The following is a 19,568-nucleotide window of genomic DNA, read 5'->3' as shown; positions in this document are numbered from 1 at the left end:
AGATAATGATGTTAATCGATACACATGTACATTTAAATGATGAACAATATGATGAAGATTTAAATGAAGTGATATCTCGCGCGCAAGAAGCAGGCGTAGATAGAATGTTCGTAGTAGGATTTGATACACCTACTATAGAACGCACTATGGAACTCATAGATAAATATGAATTTATTTATGGAATTATCGGTTGGCATCCTGTCGATGCTATAGATTGTACAGACGAACGATTAGAGTGGATTGAAAGCCTGTCTAAGCATCCTAAGATTATTGGTATCGGAGAAATGGGCTTAGACTATCATTGGGATAAATCTCCTGCTGATGTTCAAAAAGAAGTATTTAGAAAGCAAATTGCCCTAGCTAAACGTGTGAAATTACCTATAATTATTCACAATCGTGAAGCAACTCAAGACTGTGTTGACATTTTAATGGAGGAACATGCCGAAGAAGTCGGTGGCATCATGCACAGTTTTAGCGCTTCGCCTGAAATTGCGGATGTTGTCATAAACAAGTTGAATTTCTATGTTTCTCTTGGTGGTCCAGTTACTTTCAAAAATGCCAAACAGCCTAAAGAAGTGGCACAACATGTACCTATGGATCGTTTGTTATGTGAAACTGATGCACCATATTTATCTCCACATCCTTATAGAGGTAAACGAAATGAACCAGAACGTGTGACTTTAGTTGCACAACAAATTGCTGATTTACGAGATTTGTCCTATGAGGAAGTTTGTCGACAAACGACTGAAAATGCAGAACGTTTATTTAAATTGAACTAATAATAATTATAGTGGGAAAGGTGTCCGACTTTGAAAGGATGAATATCATCACACTTTTAAAAGTATGAGACATCTTTCTCATTTTTTATAAATTTAAGAGTGCCGGTATAGTAATATTAAAGATTCAAGTAGCTCATATTTTAATAATTAGAATTATTTATATAAAATAAAGTTAAATGTCATAGACTTGGAAGGTATAAATATGAAGATTAATGAATTTATCGTTGTAGAAGGTAGGGATGATACTGAACGTGTTAAAACTGCTGTAGAATGCGATACAATTGAAACGAATGGTAGTGCAATCAATCAGGATACACTAAATGTTATACGTCATGCTCAAGAAACTAGAGGTGTTATTGTACTGACTGACCCTGATTTCCCAGGTGATAAAATTCGGCATACAATACGTGATTATGTACCAGGTGTGAAACATGCTTACTTAGATAGAGAAAAAGCTAAAAACAAAAGAGGTAAAATTGGCATTGAGCATGCGAATGTTAAAGATATTCGTGAGGCTTTAATGTATGTGAGCTCTCCATTAGAAGAAGCAGAAGAAACTATTGATAAGAGTGTACTCATTGATTTAGGGCTTATTATTGGTAAGGATGCAAGACGTCGTAGAGAAATATTAGGACAAAAACTACATATTGGTCACTCAAATGGCAAACAATTGCTAAAAAAACTTAACGCATTTGGTTATACAGAACAAGATGTAAGAGAGGCATTACTTGATGATGAAAGAAGGGAGAAATAAATGGAACATAAAGATATAGCTACACCATCTCGTACGCGAGCTTTATTAGACCAATACGGATTTAACTTTAAAAAAAGTTTGGGCCAAAACTTCTTAGTTGATGTAAATATAATTAATAAAATTATTGATGCGAGTCAAATAGATGATACTACGGGGGTAATTGAAGTTGGTCCTGGTATGGGCTCATTGACTGAACAACTTGCTAAAAATGCTAAAAAAGTGATGTCTTTTGAAATAGACCAAAGATTAATTCCAGTTCTTGAGGATACTCTTGCTCCATATGATAATGTGACAATTATTAATGAAGATATATTAAAAGCAAATATTAGTAAAGCAGTTCATACACACCTAAGTGATTGTGAAAAAATTATGGTTGTGGCAAATTTACCTTATTATATTACTACGCCTATATTATTAAATTTAATGCAACAAGATATACCTATAGATGGTTATGTGGTAATGATGCAAAAAGAAGTTGGTGAACGTCTTAATGCAACTGTTGGTACTAAAGCATATGGTTCACTTTCAATAGTTGCTCAATATTATACAGAGACAAGTAAAGTTCTGACAGTGCCTAAATCGGTGTTTATGCCACCTCCAAATGTTGATTCTATTGTAGTAAAACTGATGCAACGTGAAGAACCTTTAGTACAAGTTGATAATGAAGAAGCGTTTTTTAAATTAGCTAAAGCTGCATTCGCACAACGACGTAAAACAATTAATAATAACTACCAAAACTTTTTTAAAGATGGTAAAAAGCATAAAGCGTCAATATTAAATTGGTTGGAAAGTGCAGAAATTGATCCAAAACGACGTGGTGAAACGCTTACAATACAAGATTTTGCTAATTTATATGAGGAAAAGAAAAAATTCCCAGAATTAGAAAATTAATATGTTGACAAAGGTCATTTACCTTGATAAAATTTAAATTTTATTTGACGAAAACGCTCTAAATATGGTATTATGTAACTTGTAGCGAGGTGGGGCAATATGCCAAAATCAATTTTGGACATCAAAAATTCTATTGATTGTCATTTAGGAAATCGTATTGTACTTAAAGCCAATGGTGGACGCAAAAAGACAATTGAACGCTCAGGTGTTTTAAAAGAAACATATCCTTCAGTATTCATTGTCGAGTTAGATCAAGATAAACACAACTTTGAACGCGTATCTTATACATACACTGATGTGCTTACAGAGAACGTACAAGTTTCATTTGAAGAAGATAATCATCAAGAAGCAGTTGCACACTAATTATAAACACATAAGAGTGATTGATTACTCTAAACTTCACAGTTTTATATTATATTTATTAAGGTGAGTATTGGGCGAAAAGTTCAATACTCTTTTTTGGTATAAGGTCCTCGTAAAGTTTGAGTCATAGTTACTTAGGACTTTTCAAATACGGCTCATATAAAAATTTATATTTTAAAAAATCAAAAAACGTATATTATTACTTTTTAAAATGTATTTCATTAAGATTTTACGAAAAATTGAAGGTAATCTATCAAATATTTAAGACCTTTATGTTAAAATCATCTTATTAACAATTCGAAGAGAGGGCGGAAAAATGATATATGAAACGGCACCTGCCAAAATAAATTTTACGCTCGATACCCTTTTCAAAAGAGATGATGGTTATCATGAAATAGAAATGATTATGACTACGATTGATTTAAACGATCGATTATCTTTTCAAAAACGCAAAGATAAAAAGATTGTTGTAGATATTGAACATAATTATGTGCCTAATGATCACAAGAACCTTGCTTACAGAGCGGCGCAATTGATGGTTGATACGTATAATATTAAAGAGGGCGTTACAATTACCATTGATAAAGATATACCAGTTTCGGCTGGATTAGCTGGTGGTTCTGCGGATGCGGCAGCAACGATGAGAGGTATGAATCGTTTGTTTGAGTTAGGTAAATCATTAGATGAATTATCGGCACTAGGTATCCAAATTGGGACGGATATCCCGTTTTGTATTTATAATAAGACTGCAGTATGTACTGGTCGAGGTGAATGTGTGACATTTTTAGATAAACCACCTTCTGCATGGGTAGTTTTGGCTAAACCAGATTTAGGAATATCATCTCCAGATGTGTTTAAAGCATTAAATTTAAACGAAAAGCATGTTGTAAATAACGATATGTGCAAACAGGCTTTAAAAACAAACAATTACTATCAATTATGTGAGAGCTTATCTAACCGTTTAGAGCCTATTTCGATATCAATGCATCCAGAAATAAAAAAGCTGAAAGATAACATGTTACAATGCGGTGCTGATGGTGCATTAATGAGCGGGAGTGGTCCAACGGTATATGGTTTAGCTCAAAAAGAGCGACAAGCTAAAAACATTTATAATTCAGTTAACGGATGTTGCAACGAAGTATATTTAGTAAGATTATTAGGATAGAAGGGTTTGAAAAAATGAGATATAAAAGAAGCGAACGTATTGTGTTTATGACTCAATACCTTATGAATCATCCGAATAAATTAATACCCCTCACTTTTTTCGTTAAAAAATTTAAACAAGCGAAATCTTCTATAAGTGAAGATGTTCAAATCATTAAAAACACTTTTCAAAAAGAACAGTTGGGTACGGTTATTACAACTGCTGGTGCAAGTGGTGGTGTGACTTATAAACCAATGATGAGTAAGGCTGAAGCGACTGAGGTTGTTAACGAAGTCATTACGCATTTACAAGAAAAAGAACGATTGTTGCCTGGAGGCTATTTATTCTTATCAGATTTAGTTGGCAACCCTACTTTATTGAATAAAGTAGGTAAGTTGATTGCAAGTATTTATATGGAAGAGCAACTAGATGCTGTCGTGACAATTGCCACTAAAGGTATATCGCTTGCTAATGCAGTAGCAAACGTATTAAATTTACCTGTAGTGGTTATTAGAAAAGACAATAAGGTAACTGAAGGTTCTACTGTTTCCATTAACTATGTTTCTGGATCATCAAGAAAGATAGAAACTATGGTGTTATCAAAACGTACTTTAGCTGAGAATTCCAATGTCCTCGTAGTAGACGATTTTATGAGAGCTGGAGGCTCTATAAATGGAGTTATGAATTTAATGAACGAGTTTAAAGCTCACGTAAAAGGGGTATCAGTACTTGTAGAATCAAAAGAAGTTAAACAAAGATTGATTGAAGATTATACTTCCTTAGTCAGATTATCAGATGTCGATGAATATAATCAGGAATTTAAAGTAGAACCAGGCAACAGCTTGTCTAAATTTTCTTAGAAAAGGAGCATTTATACAACATGAAAACAGTAAACACAAACAAAGCACCAGAAGCATTAGGACCATATTCACATGCTACAGTAGTTAATGACTTAGTCTTTACATCAGGTCAAATTCCATTAACACTTGATGGAAATATCGTTAGCGATGATGTACAAGAACAAACGAAGCAAGTTTTAGAAAATTTAACTGTAGTACTTCAAGAAGCTGGTTCTGATTTAGATTCAGTTGTGAAAGCAACAATTTTTATTTCTGATATGAATAATTTCCAAAAAATTAATGAAATCTATGGAGATTATTTCGGCAAATATCAACCTGCACGTAGCTGTGTTGAGGTAGCACGTTTACCTAAAGACGTGAAGGTGGAAATTGAATTGATAGGTAAAGTTAAGGAATAATAATTTTCTTTTAAAAAATATTGTCAAGCTTCTAATTAATATAAAGATATACTAGGGGGGCTCACTACATGAAAGTGACAGATGTAAGACTTAGAAAAATACAAACTGATGGCAGAATGAAAGCTCTTGTTTCCATTACACTTGATGAAGCATTTGTAATCCATGACTTACGTGTAATTGAAGGAAACTCAGGTTTATTCGTTGCTATGCCAAGTAAACGTACACCAGATGGTGAATTCCGCGACATTGCGCATCCAATCAACTCTGATATGCGTCAAGAAATTCAAGATGCTGTAATGAAAGTATATGATGAAACTGATGAAGTCATTCCGGATAAAAATGCGACTTCAGATAATGAAGAATCAGACGAAGCTTAATTAAAAAATATAAAATTAAAGTATAAAAAATGGTCAACGTTTCAAATGTCGGAGCGTTGACCATTTTTTATGACAACAACTCATTGTCCCCCGATATTTACATAATTTAAGTTGTTTATAAAAAATTAACGATTAGTTAACAAAAACTTTTAAAAGTTGAAAGTCTATTAGTTGTTAAATTATAATAATTATGAAGTGTAAATTTTAATGGAGGGTTAGCATTCATGCAAAGACATGCGATTATTTTGGCAGCAGGTAAAGGCACAAGAATGAAATCTAAAAAATATAAAGTGCTTCATGAAGTTGCTGGCAAGTCAATGATTGAACATGTTCTCAACAATGTTAAACAATCTGGAGTTAATCAAATTGTAACTATCGTTGGACACGGCGCAGAAAGTGTCAAAGAAACTTTAGGCGATCAATCATTATACAGTTTTCAAGAGGAACAACTTGGAACAGCACATGCTGTAAAGATGGCATATGAACATTTGGAAGATAAAGAGGGGACAACTTTAGTTGTATGTGGTGATACACCGTTAATCACATCTAAGACGTTAGAATCACTTATCAACCAACACGAAAGTACAGAAGCACAAGTAACTGTATTATCTGCATCAACTCAACAACCACACGGATATGGTCGAATTGTAAGAGATTCCAACCATCAATTAGAACGAATTGTTGAAGAAAAAGACGCAAATGAAAACGAGCGTGCGATTAAGGAAATTAGTTCTGGTATTTTTGCTTTTGATAATAAAGAGCTATTTGATAAATTAGCACAAGTCAAAAATGATAACGTTCAAGGTGAATATTATTTACCTGATGTTTTATCGCTTATTTTAGACGATGGTGGTAAGGCAGAAGTGTACCATACAGATGATTTTGACGAAATCATGGGTGTCAACGATAGAGTTATGTTAAGTCAGGCTGAAAAAGCTCTACAAAAACGTATTAATCATTACCATATGAGAAATGGCGTAACTATTATTGACCCAGATTCAACATTTATTGGTCCTGATGTTGAAATAGGTGCTGACACAACAATAGAACCAGGTGTACGTATTGGTGGCCGTACGATTATCGGTGAAGACGTATTAGTTGGTCAATATTCTGAAATTAATAATAGTACAATTCGTTCGAATACTAACATCAAACAATCTGTCATTAACGATTCAGTTGTAGGAGAAAAAACAAAAGTTGGGCCATTTGCTCAGTTAAGACCAGGCTCAAATCTTGGCGCAGATGTAAAAGTTGGCAACTTTGTTGAAGTTAAGAAGTCAGATCTCAAAGATGGCGCAAAAGTTTCACATCTTAGCTATATTGGTGATGCTGAAATTGGTGAAAGAACAAACATTGGCTGTGGTTCTATAACTGTTAATTACGATGGGGTAAATAAATTTAAAACGATTGTAGGTAACGATGCGTTTATTGGTTGTAATACTAACCTCATAGCCCCTGTAACAGTAAATGATCACACCCTTATTGCAGCTGGTTCAACAATTACAGATGATATACCTGAAGATAGCTTAGCCATCGCGCGCGCTAGACAAGTGAATAAAGAAGGCTATTTGAAAAAATAGTTAATTAAAAAAGCAACATGTTGTTAGATTAAAGTGGAAATGAATTAGCAATAGAAATTATTTTGATTTAACTTGTAACATAGTAAAAAAGTTCTATTTTCTATATAATAAACAGTGTAAGTAAATAATTGGAGGACTATAAATGTTAAATAATGAATATAAGAATTCATCATTAAAGATCTTTTCGCTCAAAGGTAATGAACCTTTAGCACAAGAAGTAGCAGATCATGTAGGGATTGAACTAGGGAAATGTTCAGTAAAACGTTTTAGTGACGGAGAAATTCAAATTAACATCGAAGAAAGTATCCGTGGTTGTGATGTATTTATTATTCAACCAACTTCATATCCTGTAAACCTTCATTTAATGGAGTTACTTATTATGATTGACGCATGTAAACGTGCTTCGGCAGCTAATATTAACATCGTAGTTCCCTACTATGGTTATGCACGTCAAGATAGAAAAGCGCGAAGCCGTGAACCGATTACAGCTAAATTAGTTGCAAATCTTATTGAAACAGCAGGTGCCAATCGTATGATTGCTCTTGATTTACATGCACCTCAAATTCAAGGATTCTTCGATATTCCAATCGACCACTTAATGGGTGTACCTATCCTTGCTCAACATTTTGAAAATGACCCTAATATCAATCCAGAAGAATGTGTTGTTGTTTCACCAGACCATGGTGGTGTAACACGCGCACGTAAATTAGCAGACATTTTAAAAACTCCAATTGCAATTATCGATAAACGTCGTCCAAAACCAAATGTAGCAGAAGTCATGAATATTGTTGGTGAGATTGAAGGACGCACAGCAATTATTATTGATGATATTATCGATACTGCTGGAACAATTACATTAGCCGCGCAAGCACTTAAAGATAAAGGTGCTAAAGAGGTTTATGCTTGTTGTACGCACCCTGTATTATCGGGTCCAGCTAAAGAACGTATTGAAAACTCTGCAATTAAAGAATTAATCGTTTCAAATTCTATTCAATTAGAGGACAGCAGAAAACCATCTAATACTAAAGAGCTTTCTGTAGCAGGATTAATCGGTAAAGCGATTATCCGTGTTTATGAACGAGAATCTGTAAGTGTATTATTTGACTAAAGGTTACAAATGCGTTTGACGAATTAACTAACAACGTGTATAATACATTCGTTCGTGAATTTACGGACAAATAAACACTTGCAAGCAACTATAGAGTTGATGGGCAAGTGAGGAGCAGATGAGAACAGTCGATAGATTGTTAATACTGCAAAATTTGAAAGGTGGAAATTTGAATGGCTTCATTAAAGTCAATCATCCGTCAAGGTAAACAAACTCGTTCTGACCTTAAACAATTAAGAAACTCAGGTAAAGTACCTGCAGTTGTATACGGTTACGGTACTAAAAATACTTCAGTTAAAGTTGATGAAGTTGAATTCATCAAAGTAATCCGTGAAGTAGGACGTAATGGTGTTATTGATTTAGGCGTAGGTTCTAAAACAATTAAAGTAATGGTTTCAGATTATCAATTTGACCCATTAAAAAACCAAATTACTCATATCGACTTCTTAGCAATCAACATGAGTGAAGAACGTACTGTAGAAGTACCAGTTCACTTAGTTGGTGAAGCTGTAGGCGCTAAAGAAGGTGGCGTAGTTGAACAACCATTATTCGACTTAGAAGTTTCAGCTACTCCAGAAAATATCCCTGAATCAATCGAAGTGGATATCTCTGAATTACAAATCAACGACAGCTTCTCTGTTGCTGATGTTAAGATTACTGGTGACTTCACTATCGAAAATGACCCAGAGGATTCAATCGTAACAGTCGTTCCTCCAACAGACGAACCTTCTGAAGAAGAAGTGGAAGCTATGGAAGGTGAATCAGCTACTGAAGAACCTGAAGTTGTTGGTGACGACAAAGAATCTGAAGAAGAAAACAAAGAAGAAGAGTAATTTCTTTTTGCTTTCTAACTGTCATTCATATGATGGCTTTAGATGATTAATGACATACAAGCACTGTGCTTATACTAATAAGCATGGTGCTTTTTGTGTTATTATAGGGAGTGATTAATTATTTGAAGTGATATGAAGATATGGACGGATGATATGACGATAACGTGTATGATTTCGTCCCTTCATTTTCAATAAAAAATAAAACCGGTCCAAATTGATACGGCTGATAGATAAATTAAGAATAATGACGGAGGTAACATAAGATGAAGTGTATTGTCGGTCTCGGCAACATAGGTAAACGTTTCGAACTTACAAGACATAATATTGGTTTTGAAGTTATCGATTATATATTAGAACGTAATCAATTTACACTTGATAAACAAAAGTTTAAAGGTGCTTACACGATTGAGCGTTTAAATGGGGACAAAGTATTATTTATAGAACCAATGACAATGATGAATCTTTCAGGCGAAGCGGTAGCACCGTTAATGAATTATTATAATGTTGAACCTGAAGATTTAATCGTTTTGTATGATGATTTAGATTTAGAGCAGGGACAAGTGCGTCTGCGTCAAAAGGGGAGCGCGGGTGGACACAATGGAATGAAATCTATAATTAAAATGCTTGGTACTGATCAATTTAAACGTATTCGAATTGGAGTAGGGAGACCAACGAGTGGTATGTCAGTTCCTGACTACGTATTACAACGCTTTTCTAAAGAAGAAATGGTAACTATGGACAAAGTGATTGAACATGCTGCTAGAGCTGTCGAAGCTTTCATAGAATCATCAAGATTTGATCATGTAATGAATGAATATAATGGTGAAGTCAATTGAAATCAATAATTACTGATTATATTAGTGAAGATAAGCGTTTTCAGGAATTAGACGACGTTTTTGGACAGGAGAATATATTAGTTACAGGTCTCTCCCCTTCTGCTAAAGCAACGATTATTGCTGAGAAATATTTAAAAGATCAGAAACAATTGCTACTTGTAACTAACAATTTGTATCAAGCAGATAAAATTGAAGCAGATTTATTACAATATGTTGATGGCTCAGAAGTTTATAAATATCCCGTTCAAGATATTATGACTGAAGAGTTTTCTACACAAAGTCCTCAGTTGATGAGTGAACGTGTACGAACATTGACGGCGTTAGCCCAAGGCCAACGAGGGTTATTTATCGTGCCTTTAAATGGCTTTAAGAAATGGCTAACTCCAGTCGATATGTGGAAAAATCATCAAATGACATTAAAAGTAGGCGAAGACATTGATGTCGAGGCGTTTCTTAACAAACTAGTTAATATGGGATATCGTCGAGAAAGTGTAGTATCTCATATTGGTGAATTCTCACTACGTGGGGGCATTATCGATATATATCCATTGATAGGATCGCCGGTAAGAATAGAGTTATTTGATACAGAAGTCGACTCCATTAGAGATTTCGATGTTGAAACACAACGTTCTAATGAGAACTTAGATGAGGTAGATATTACTACTGCAAGCGACTATATCATCACTGATGAGGTTATTCAGCATCTACAAACACATTTGAAAGAAGCATATGAACACACACGTCCTAAAATTGAAAAATCTGTACGCAATGATTTAAAAGAGACGTATGAAAGTTTTAAATTATTTGAGTCTACTTTCTTTGATCATCAATTATTACGTCGCTTAGTCGCATTTATGTATGAACAACCCTCTACTATTATAGATTACTTTAGAGATGATGCGGTTATCGCTGTAGATGAATTTAATCGTGTCAAAGAGACGGAAGAAACGTTAACTACTGAAGTTGACGATTTTATTAGTAATTTAATTGAGAGTGGAAATGGATTCATCGGTCAAAGTTTCATGAAATATGATGGGTTTGAAACTTTACTTGAGAAGAAACCAGTTGCATACTTCACGTTATTTACATCTTCAATGCAAGTACCATTGCAACATATCATTAAATTCTCATGTAAACCTGTTCAACAATTTTACGGTCAATACGATATCATGCGCTCTGAATTTCAAAGATATGTTCATAATGACTATACCATCATGGTGCTTGTGGAGACCGAAACTAAAGTAGAGCGTATTCAGTCTATGTTGAATGAAATGCACATCCCTACTGTTTCTCATATCCATGAAAAGGTAGATAGCGGACAAGCTATCGTAACGGAAGGTAGTTTGTCAGAAGGCTTTGAACTACCATACATGCAATTAGTGGTCATTACGGAGAGAGAACTTTTCAAGACTAAGCAAAAGAAACAGCGAAAACGCACTAAAACGATATCCAACGCTGAAAAGATCAAGTCTTATCAAGACTTGAATGTTGGCGACTACATTGTTCACGTGCATCATGGTGTGGGTCGTTATTTAGGTGTTGAAACACTTGAAGTAGGCGATACGCATCGAGATTATATTAAATTACAATACAAAGGAACAGATCAATTATTCGTACCAGTGGATCAAATGGATCAAGTTCAGAAGTATGTTGCTTCAGAGGATAAATCGCCAAGACTGAATAAATTAGGCGGTACAGAATGGAAAAAAACGAAAGCTAAAGTTCAACAAAGCGTTGAAGATATTGCTGATGAACTGATTGATCTGTATAAAGAACGAGAGATGTCTGTGGGTTACCAATACGGGGAAGACACCGCAGAACAATCAGCCTTTGAGCATGATTTCCCTTATGAATTAACGCCAGACCAAGGTAAATCAATCGAAGAAATAAAAGGTGATATGGAACGTGAAAGACCTATGGATCGCTTATTATGTGGCGACGTAGGTTATGGTAAGACTGAAGTAGCTGTACGTGCTGCATTTAAAGCGGTTATGGAAGGGAAGCAAGTCGCATTTCTAGTTCCAACCACAATTTTGGCGCAACAGCACTATGAAACGTTAATTGAACGTATGCAAGATTATCCTGTAGAAATTCAACTTGTCAGTCGTTTCCGTACGACGAAAGAGGTTCGTGAAACTAAAGAAGGCTTAAAATCTGGCTACGTTGATATTGTAGTAGGAACACACAAACTACTTGGTAAAGATATTCAATATAAGGATTTAGGCTTACTCATAGTCGATGAAGAACAACGCTTTGGTGTGCGCCATAAAGAGCGTATTAAAACACTTAAGAAGAACGTTGACGTGCTTACATTAACTGCAACCCCAATTCCAAGAACGTTGCATATGAGTATGTTAGGTGTTCGTGATTTATCCGTAATTGAAACACCACCTGAGAATCGTTTCCCAGTGCAAACCTATGTATTAGAGCAGAATACGAATTTTATTAAAGAAGCATTAGAACGTGAGTTATCTCGTGACGGCCAAGTATTCTATCTTTATAACAAAGTTCAATCAATTTATGAAAAGCGTGAACAGCTTCAAATGTTAATGCCAGAAGCTAATATTGCCGTTGCACATGGACAAATGACAGAACGTGATTTAGAGGAAACAATGCTTAGCTTTATTAACCATGAATACGATATCCTCGTGACCACAACGATTATAGAAACAGGCGTAGATGTACCTAACGCGAATACATTGATTATCGAAGAAGCGGACCGGTTTGGTCTTAGTCAGCTGTATCAATTAAGAGGTCGTGTAGGACGTTCGAGTCGTATAGGTTATGCTTATTTCTTACATCCGGCGAATAAAGTTCTAAATGAAACTGCTGAAGAACGTTTACAAGCAATTAAAGAATTTACTGAATTAGGTTCAGGATTTAAAATTGCTATGCGAGATCTTAATATTCGTGGCGCGGGTAACTTACTTGGTAAACAACAACACGGCTTTATTGATTCTGTCGGTTTCGACCTATATTCACAAATGCTTGAAGAAGCCGTTAATGAGAAACGTGGTATTAAAGAAGAGACGCCAGATGCACCAGAAGTGGAAGTTGAACTTAACCTTGATGCGTACTTACCGGCTGAATATATTCAAAATGAACAAGCTAAAATTGAAATATATAAAAAGCTGCGTAAGGTTGAGACAGAAGATCAATTATTTGATGTGAAAGATGAATTAATCGATAGATTTAATGATTATCCTGTCGAAGTAGAACGTCTCTTAGACATCGTTGAAATCAAAGTACACGCTTTACATGCTGGTATTACTTTAATTAAAGATAAAGGTAAAACAGTTGAAATTTCACTCTCTAATAAAGCTACCGAAAATATTAATGGTGAAGAATTGTTTAAACAGACGCAACCTCTAGGTAGAGCGATGAAAGTAGGCGTACAAGAAAATGCGATGCGCGTTACTTTAACTAAATCTAAGCAATGGCTAGATAGTTTGAAATTCTTAGTTAAATGTATTGAAGAAAGTATGGCGATTGAAGATGAAGCATAAGCCTAAGCCTAAAACGGCATTCAATGGTGTTGTGATACTGACGCTAGCGCTTGTCGTTGTTAAAATCTTAAGCGCTATTTATCGCGTACCTTACCAAAATGTTTTGGGCGATCAGGGTCTGTATGCTTATCAACAAATTTATCCTATTGTCGCTTTAGGAATGATTCTATCTATGAACGCAATACCTAGTGCAGTCACTCAAGTATTAGGTGTGCATAGTCCAATTGCATCATACTCGAAGGTTATGTTGAGATTACAGTATGTTGGCTTGGCCATATTTACAATCATATTCATTGGTGCGTATCCATTAGCGCTATGGATGGGCGATTCAAGACTGACACCTATGTTAAGAATGGCAAGTTTTAGTTTTATACTTATTGGCATACTAGGTGTCTTACGCGGTTTTTATCAGACAAAACAAGCTATGAATATTCCAGCTATTTCCCAGGTAATAGAACAATTGATTCGAGTAAGTTTAATCATCGTAGCGATTGTTTTATTTTCTTTACACAGTTGGTCTATTTATCAGGCTGGTACACTCGCGATTTTAGCATCTTCTATTGGATTTTTAGGTTCCATGCTATATCTAGTGCTGACGCGTCCATTTTCCTTAAAATTAAAGCACAATACCGCTCAGGTTGATTGGCGCCGGCTCTTCATGTCGATACTCATCTATGCATTAAGCCAATTGATTGTCATTTTATGGCAGGTGGTTGATAGCTTCACTGTTATACACACGCTTCAAGTGAGTGGTCTGTCATTCGATACAGCTATTCGATATAAAGGTATTTATGATAGAGGGGCATCCTTTATTCAAATGGGGTTAATTGTTACCACAACATTTAGTTTCGTACTTATACCTTTATTGACTGAAGCTATTCATCATCGCAATCAAGTTCTGATGAACCGATATGCGAATGCTTCAATTAAAATTACGGTATTGATAAGTTCTGCAGCAGGAATTGGCTTAATTAATCTCTTGCCACTCATGAATCGTGTCTTCTTTAAGAACGATAGTCTAACGGGAACACTCAGTATTTACATGATTACAGTCGTTTGTGTTTCACTTATTATGATGAATATAGCATTATTACAAGTATTGAATCGCATTAGACCTATTTTAGTGGGTATCGTACTTGGAATACTCTCAAAAGCTATTTTGAATATTATGTGTATCAGTCAGCTAAGTATCTTTGGTGCGAGTTTAAGTACCGTACTTTCATTAATTTTATTTGTAACTGTGCTACAAGTGGCAGTACTGAAACACTATCATTTTAGACGTATGTCATTATTTATCATTAAACTCATAGGTGGTTTAGTGGTGATGAGTATAAGTGTGCAAATCATCATGCTCATCATCCCTGCCCATGGACGTGTAATGGGACTTATTGAATTAGTTATGAGTGCCTTCATTGGTGTTGGTGTTTTACTCATATATGTTGTAATGTTTAATGTATTAAGCTATAAAGAACTCAAATATTTACCTTTTGGAGATAAACTCTATCATTTTAAGAAAGGACGACGTTCATGACTCACACGATTACAGTTGTAGGTTTAGGTAATTATAATATCGATGATTTGCCACTAGGGGTATATCGTTTTCTGGAAAATAAAACCAAAATTTATGCGAGAACGCTAGATCATCCTGTCATAGAAGAGCTTAAAGAAACGCTTCAATTCGAAAGTTTCGATTATATATATGAAAAGAACTCGAGTTTTGAAGAGGTCTATCAAACGATAGTGAATGAATTAATTCAACACGCGCAAACTGAAGATATCGTGTATGCTGTGCCAGGACATCCTCGTGTAGCTGAAACGACTACTGCCCAATTATTAGAATATAGTCAATCACATAATGATATTCAGGTAGAAATTTTAGGTGGTAAAAGCTTTATTGACGACATTTTTGAAGCGGTTGATTTAGATCCTAATGATGGATTTACGCTATTAGATGGTACTGCGATTCAAGAATCAATGCTTAATGTACGCACACATACATTGATTACTCAAGTCTACAGTGCAATGGTGGCTGCTGACTTAAAGTTAGTTTTAATGGAACGTTACCCAGATGATTTTGAAGTGAAAATTGTTACTGGTGCACATAGTGGAGGTTCACATGTAATTGAATGTCCACTTTATGAAATTGATCACCATGAAAATGAATTTAATAATCTTACTAGTATCTTTGTGCCAAAAGTAGAAGATGAGAAAGCACTATATCAAGACTTTGATTATGCCGTACAAACTATAGATGTTCTTGTAGATGACGAGAAAGGTTGTCCGTGGGATAAAGTTCAAACTCATGAAACGCTTAAACGATATTTATTAGAGGAAACATTTGAGTTGTTTGAAGCTATTGACAATGAAGATGATTGGCATATGATAGAAGAGCTTGGCGACATCTTATTGCAAGTATTACTGCATACAAGCATTGGTAAAAAAGATGGCTATATGGATATTAAAGAAGTGATTGAAAGCCTCAATGCTAAAATGATACGTCGACACCCACATATATTTGGAGAGGCACAAGCTGACTCTATGGACGACTTAAAAGATATTTGGTCAGCAGCGAAAGAGAAAGAAGGAAAGAAACCTCGCGTCAAATTCGAGAAAGTATTTGCAGACCATTACTTGAAGTTGTATGATGAAACCAAAAATAAACACTTTGACGAAGATGCTCTCAGAAACTTTTTACAACAAGGGGAGAATAATCAATCATGAGATTAGATAAATATTTAAAGGTATCACGACTCGTTAAACGTCGTACGTTAGCTAAAGAAATTAGTGATCAAGGTCGTGTTACTGTTAACGGAAACGTAGCGAAGGCGGGGACGGACGTTAAAGAAAACGATGAACTCGTCATACGCTTCGGACAAAAACTAGTAACTGTTAAAGTTACAGGTTTAAATGAACATGCTACAAAAGAAAATGCAAAAGGCATGTATGAGTTGATAAAAGAAGAACGCATTGATGAAGCGTGAGATGTATAGGGAGGTGACAAGCAATGAGCAAAAAAGTGGAGAATATAGGTAATCAGTATACATCGCAAGAAAATAAGAAAAAGCAACGTCAAAAAATGAAGATGCGTGTTGTTCGAAGAAGAATTACCGTTTTTGGCGGTATACTTTTGGCAATTATACTGATTTTATTAGTATTGCTTGTCATTCAAAGACATAGTAACGATCAAGATGCGGTGGAACGAAAACACAAAGAAGCACAATTTCAAAAGCAACAAGATGAGGAAATTGCATTAAAAGAAAAATTAAACAACCTTAACGATAAAGATTACATCGAAAAAGTTGCTAGAGATGATTATTATTTAAGTAATAAAGGCGAAGTTATTTTTAGATTACCAGGTGATAATAAATCCTCTAAATCTAAATCATCCGACGATGACGATAATTAGAGCAATAAAATAATCTGATTATAGCATTGTTAAATTACGCGAACAGGAATATAATAAGGATAAAATCGAATCTAACCAGGAGGATTTATTTAGAATATGTCAATCGAAGTAGGAAACAAACTTAAAGGTAAAGTTACAGGTATCAAGAAATTTGGTGCATTTGTAGAATTACCTGAAGGAAAAAGTGGTTTAGTTCATATCAGTGAAGTGGCTGATAATTATGTTGAGAATGTCGAAGACCACTTATCAGTTGGTGACGAAGTTGAAGTAAAAGTATTATCAATTGCTGATGACGGTAAAATTAGTCTATCGATTAAAAAAGCTAAAGATCGTCCTCGTAAACCTCACCACAATAATAAATCTAATCATGGGAGACCAGCTCAAAAAACTGAAGACTTTGAGAAGAAATTAAGTAACTTCTTAAAAGACAGTGAAGATAAATTAACTTCTATTAAACGTCAAACAGAGTCTCGTCGTGGCGGTAAAGGCTCAAGACGTTAAGATATAAATAGATTGAACAACCATCAATGTTACATCTTCTGTGAGATGTCGAATTAAGAACAATGTGCGATGGCAATGATATAGAAAATAATCGATGGTTAAACATGTAGCACTCTTACGGGGTGGGATGATGAATTCAAATATAACACTTTTGAATTCTCTCCTACTCCTATTTTATTTTTAGAAAAGAGAGGTGAGACGATGAAGTTAAATACGCAAGGATGGAACAACGATGCACATATCATTGTCGCAGTTTCAACTGGCATTGATAGCATGACCTTATTACATAGTTTATTAAACCAGTACCGTGATACCTATAAAACATTGACCTGTGTACATGTTAATCATGGATTACGAGCGCAATCAGTTGAAGAAGAAATATTTTTAAACGAGTATTGTCAAAAAAATCAAATTAAATTATATGTTAAACATCTCGACTTATCTAAAATAGTTGATAAAGGAAATAGTATTCAAAATGAAGCGCGTCGATTGCGGTATCAGTGGTTTGGAGAAGTCATTCGTGATTTAAATGCAGATGTATTACTTACAGCGCATCATCTTGATGACCAACTTGAAACGATTCTTTATAGGGTGCTGAGTGGTCGTTCAACTAGAAGCTCATTAGGAATGTCTGATATCTCGAACTATGAAGATTACCTTGTGTGTCGTCCTTTGCTGAACATTTACAAAAAAGACATCATCAATTACCAAGAAAAGTATCAGGTTCCATATTTTGAAGATAGTTCTAATCAAGATACGAAATATGTTAGAAATGATATACGACAACGGATTATCCCAAGTATTGATAACAATCCGTTTCTTGATTCCCATCACTTATTAAAGTTAAAGGAATGGCACGACAATGAACTACAATTGTTAAAAGAACATGCGCGTTACTTTGTCGCTCACTTTGTTTCTAAAAATGATAGCGCCACGGGGTATACATTTTCAAGGGAAGCATTTAACCGACTTAATCCTAATGTTAAAACAACTGTGATGGATCAATTATTAGAGGATATAGTGACCCATTCAACTATTTCACAAAAAACGTATGACGAGTGGTTCCAACAAATCCAAAATGAAAAATCTCAATTTCATATCGATATTACAGATAAATGGATAATTCAAATTGCATATGATAAATTAATAATAATGGCTAAATTAGAAGACAATATATATATAAAGCAAAATATTATGATAGACCGGCCAGGACTATATCAATTTAACGACTATGATATATGTATTAAGGAACACTTACCTCAGACGTCTTACCCTCTTAAAGTTCGTGCGAGACGTAATGGAGATATGTTCAAATTAAACGGGAGAAATGGACATAAAAAAGTGAGTCGTTTATTCATAGATCAAAAAATTCCTGCAATTGAACGGGAACAAATGCCAATAGTACTAACCCATTTAAATGAAATAGTAGCAATAGGCGAATTATATGTTCATGAGCAGTTTAAAGATTTAATTACGATTAAAAAATGATGGAGATGAATGATAATGCATAATGATTTAAAGAATGTTTTGTTAACTGAAGAAGACATTCAAAACATTTGTAAAGAATTAGGAGCGAAAATTACTGAGGACTATAAAGACCGTCCTCTAGTGTGTGTAGGTATTCTTAAAGGTTCAGTTATGTTTATGGCAGACCTTATCAAACGAATTGATACACACTTATCAATCGACTTTATGGATGTTTCAAGCTACCATGGTGGTACAGAATCAACAGGAGAAGTTCAAATTTTAAAGGATTTAGGTTCCTCTATAGAAAATAAAGATGTACTCATTATTGAAGATATTTTAGAAACAGGAACAACTTTAAAATCAATTACTGAATTGCTACAATCTCGTAAAGTAAGTTCTTTAGAAATTGTGACTTTATTGGATAAACCTAATCGACGTAAAGCTGACATTGAAGCAAAATATGTTGGTAAGAAAATTCCTGATGAATTTGTTGTAGGTTATGGTTTAGATTATGGGGAATTATATAGAAATCTACCATACATTGGTACGTTAAAACCTGAGGTTTACTCTAAATAGATTTCATTTAAATATATGACTTATTTATGAAGCGTATGTTACAACTATCCGTACGAGTTAATGTAGTGAAGACTCGATTTATATGTGATAAGCTTTTTTATCAAATTAACTAACGATAAACATGACGATAAATGAATGATTTAGATAGCATAATTAAAGAAATATATAGTTGAAATTGACTAAAATTGA

Annotated in this window: 20 protein-coding genes; all 20 read left to right on the top strand. The window is 34.5% G+C overall.

What is annotated here, in order from left to right; genetic code table 11:
* Positions 1–8 precede the first annotated feature (8 nt).
* Positions 9–779: a TatD family hydrolase gene (locus MHI13_RS16990; protein ID WP_002469840.1), complete on the top strand. Its 771-nt coding sequence runs from the start codon at positions 9–11 to the stop codon at positions 777–779.
* Between the two features lie 202 nt (positions 780–981).
* A complete protein-coding gene (gene rnmV, locus MHI13_RS16985; RefSeq protein WP_002436804.1) occupies positions 982–1,533 on the top strand; it encodes a ribonuclease M5 in 552 nt (183 codons plus the stop codon).
* Entirely contained in the window at positions 1,534–2,424 is an 891-nt protein-coding gene (gene rsmA / locus MHI13_RS16980; protein ID WP_002436766.1) for a 16S rRNA (adenine(1518)-N(6)/adenine(1519)-N(6))-dimethyltransferase RsmA, read from the top strand.
* Between the two features lie 99 nt (positions 2,425–2,523).
* Complete coding sequence (gene veg, locus MHI13_RS16975) at positions 2,524–2,787, top strand: biofilm formation stimulator Veg (RefSeq protein WP_001832193.1); 264 nt, start codon at positions 2,524–2,526, stop codon at positions 2,785–2,787.
* Positions 2,788–3,103: 316 nt separating this feature from the next.
* The gene (gene ispE, locus MHI13_RS16970; RefSeq protein ID WP_002436768.1) at positions 3,104–3,952 is read left to right on the top strand and encodes a 4-(cytidine 5'-diphospho)-2-C-methyl-D-erythritol kinase; all 849 of its coding nucleotides are present in this window, start codon (positions 3,104–3,106) and stop codon (positions 3,950–3,952) included.
* Positions 3,953–3,966: 14 nt separating this feature from the next.
* On the top strand, positions 3,967–4,791 hold the full coding sequence (gene purR / locus MHI13_RS16965; protein WP_002436794.1) for a pur operon repressor: 825 nt from the start codon (positions 3,967–3,969) through the stop codon (positions 4,789–4,791).
* Between the two features lie 20 nt (positions 4,792–4,811).
* Complete coding sequence (locus MHI13_RS16960; protein ID WP_002436792.1) at positions 4,812–5,189, top strand: RidA family protein; 378 nt, start codon at positions 4,812–4,814, stop codon at positions 5,187–5,189.
* A 68-nt stretch (positions 5,190–5,257) separates the two neighbouring features.
* A complete protein-coding gene (gene spoVG / locus MHI13_RS16955) occupies positions 5,258–5,566 on the top strand; it encodes a septation regulator SpoVG (protein WP_001832195.1) in 309 nt (102 codons plus the stop codon).
* A gap of 224 nt (positions 5,567–5,790) precedes the next feature.
* A complete protein-coding gene (gene glmU / locus MHI13_RS16950) occupies positions 5,791–7,146 on the top strand; it encodes a bifunctional UDP-N-acetylglucosamine diphosphorylase/glucosamine-1-phosphate N-acetyltransferase GlmU (RefSeq protein ID WP_064210762.1) in 1,356 nt (451 codons plus the stop codon).
* Positions 7,147–7,288: 142 nt separating this feature from the next.
* Entirely contained in the window at positions 7,289–8,254 is a 966-nt protein-coding gene (locus MHI13_RS16945) for a ribose-phosphate diphosphokinase (protein ID WP_002436814.1), read from the top strand.
* 173 nt (positions 8,255–8,427) lie between these two features.
* On the top strand, positions 8,428–9,087 hold the full coding sequence (locus MHI13_RS16940) for a 50S ribosomal protein L25/general stress protein Ctc (protein ID WP_002436828.1): 660 nt from the start codon (positions 8,428–8,430) through the stop codon (positions 9,085–9,087).
* Between the two features lie 263 nt (positions 9,088–9,350).
* A complete protein-coding gene (gene pth / locus MHI13_RS16935) occupies positions 9,351–9,923 on the top strand; it encodes an aminoacyl-tRNA hydrolase (RefSeq protein WP_002436815.1) in 573 nt (190 codons plus the stop codon).
* Positions 9,920–13,429: a transcription-repair coupling factor gene (gene mfd, locus MHI13_RS16930; protein WP_002436817.1), complete on the top strand. Its 3,510-nt coding sequence runs from the start codon at positions 9,920–9,922 to the stop codon at positions 13,427–13,429. Before pth ends, mfd begins: the two co-directional genes overlap by 4 nt.
* On the top strand, positions 13,419–14,960 hold the full coding sequence (locus tag MHI13_RS16925; RefSeq protein ID WP_002436820.1) for a polysaccharide biosynthesis protein: 1,542 nt from the start codon (positions 13,419–13,421) through the stop codon (positions 14,958–14,960). The genes mfd and MHI13_RS16925 overlap by 11 nt, the downstream gene beginning before the upstream one ends.
* A complete protein-coding gene (locus MHI13_RS16920) occupies positions 14,957–16,150 on the top strand; it encodes a MazG nucleotide pyrophosphohydrolase domain-containing protein (protein WP_002436819.1) in 1,194 nt (397 codons plus the stop codon). Before MHI13_RS16925 ends, MHI13_RS16920 begins: the two co-directional genes overlap by 4 nt.
* The gene (locus tag MHI13_RS16915; RefSeq protein WP_002436795.1) at positions 16,147–16,410 is read left to right on the top strand and encodes an RNA-binding S4 domain-containing protein; all 264 of its coding nucleotides are present in this window, start codon (positions 16,147–16,149) and stop codon (positions 16,408–16,410) included. Before MHI13_RS16920 ends, MHI13_RS16915 begins: the two co-directional genes overlap by 4 nt.
* A 23-nt stretch (positions 16,411–16,433) precedes the next feature.
* Positions 16,434–16,835: a cell division protein DivIC gene (gene divIC / locus MHI13_RS16910; RefSeq protein ID WP_002436818.1), complete on the top strand. Its 402-nt coding sequence runs from the start codon at positions 16,434–16,436 to the stop codon at positions 16,833–16,835.
* A gap of 96 nt (positions 16,836–16,931) precedes the next feature.
* Complete coding sequence (locus tag MHI13_RS16905; protein ID WP_002436830.1) at positions 16,932–17,336, top strand: S1 domain-containing RNA-binding protein; 405 nt, start codon at positions 16,932–16,934, stop codon at positions 17,334–17,336.
* A 201-nt stretch (positions 17,337–17,537) separates the two neighbouring features.
* On the top strand, positions 17,538–18,824 hold the full coding sequence (gene tilS / locus MHI13_RS16900) for a tRNA lysidine(34) synthetase TilS (protein WP_002436813.1): 1,287 nt from the start codon (positions 17,538–17,540) through the stop codon (positions 18,822–18,824).
* Positions 18,825–18,839: 15 nt separating this feature from the next.
* Complete coding sequence (gene hpt, locus MHI13_RS16895; RefSeq protein ID WP_002436810.1) at positions 18,840–19,379, top strand: hypoxanthine phosphoribosyltransferase; 540 nt, start codon at positions 18,840–18,842, stop codon at positions 19,377–19,379.
* Positions 19,380–19,568: the final 189 nt, after the last annotated feature.

This window comes from Staphylococcus sp. FSL K6-0223, from assembly GCF_038008285.1.
The sequence above is the reverse complement of the archived record's forward strand: the minus strand, read 5'-3'. Positions and strand labels throughout refer to the sequence as shown.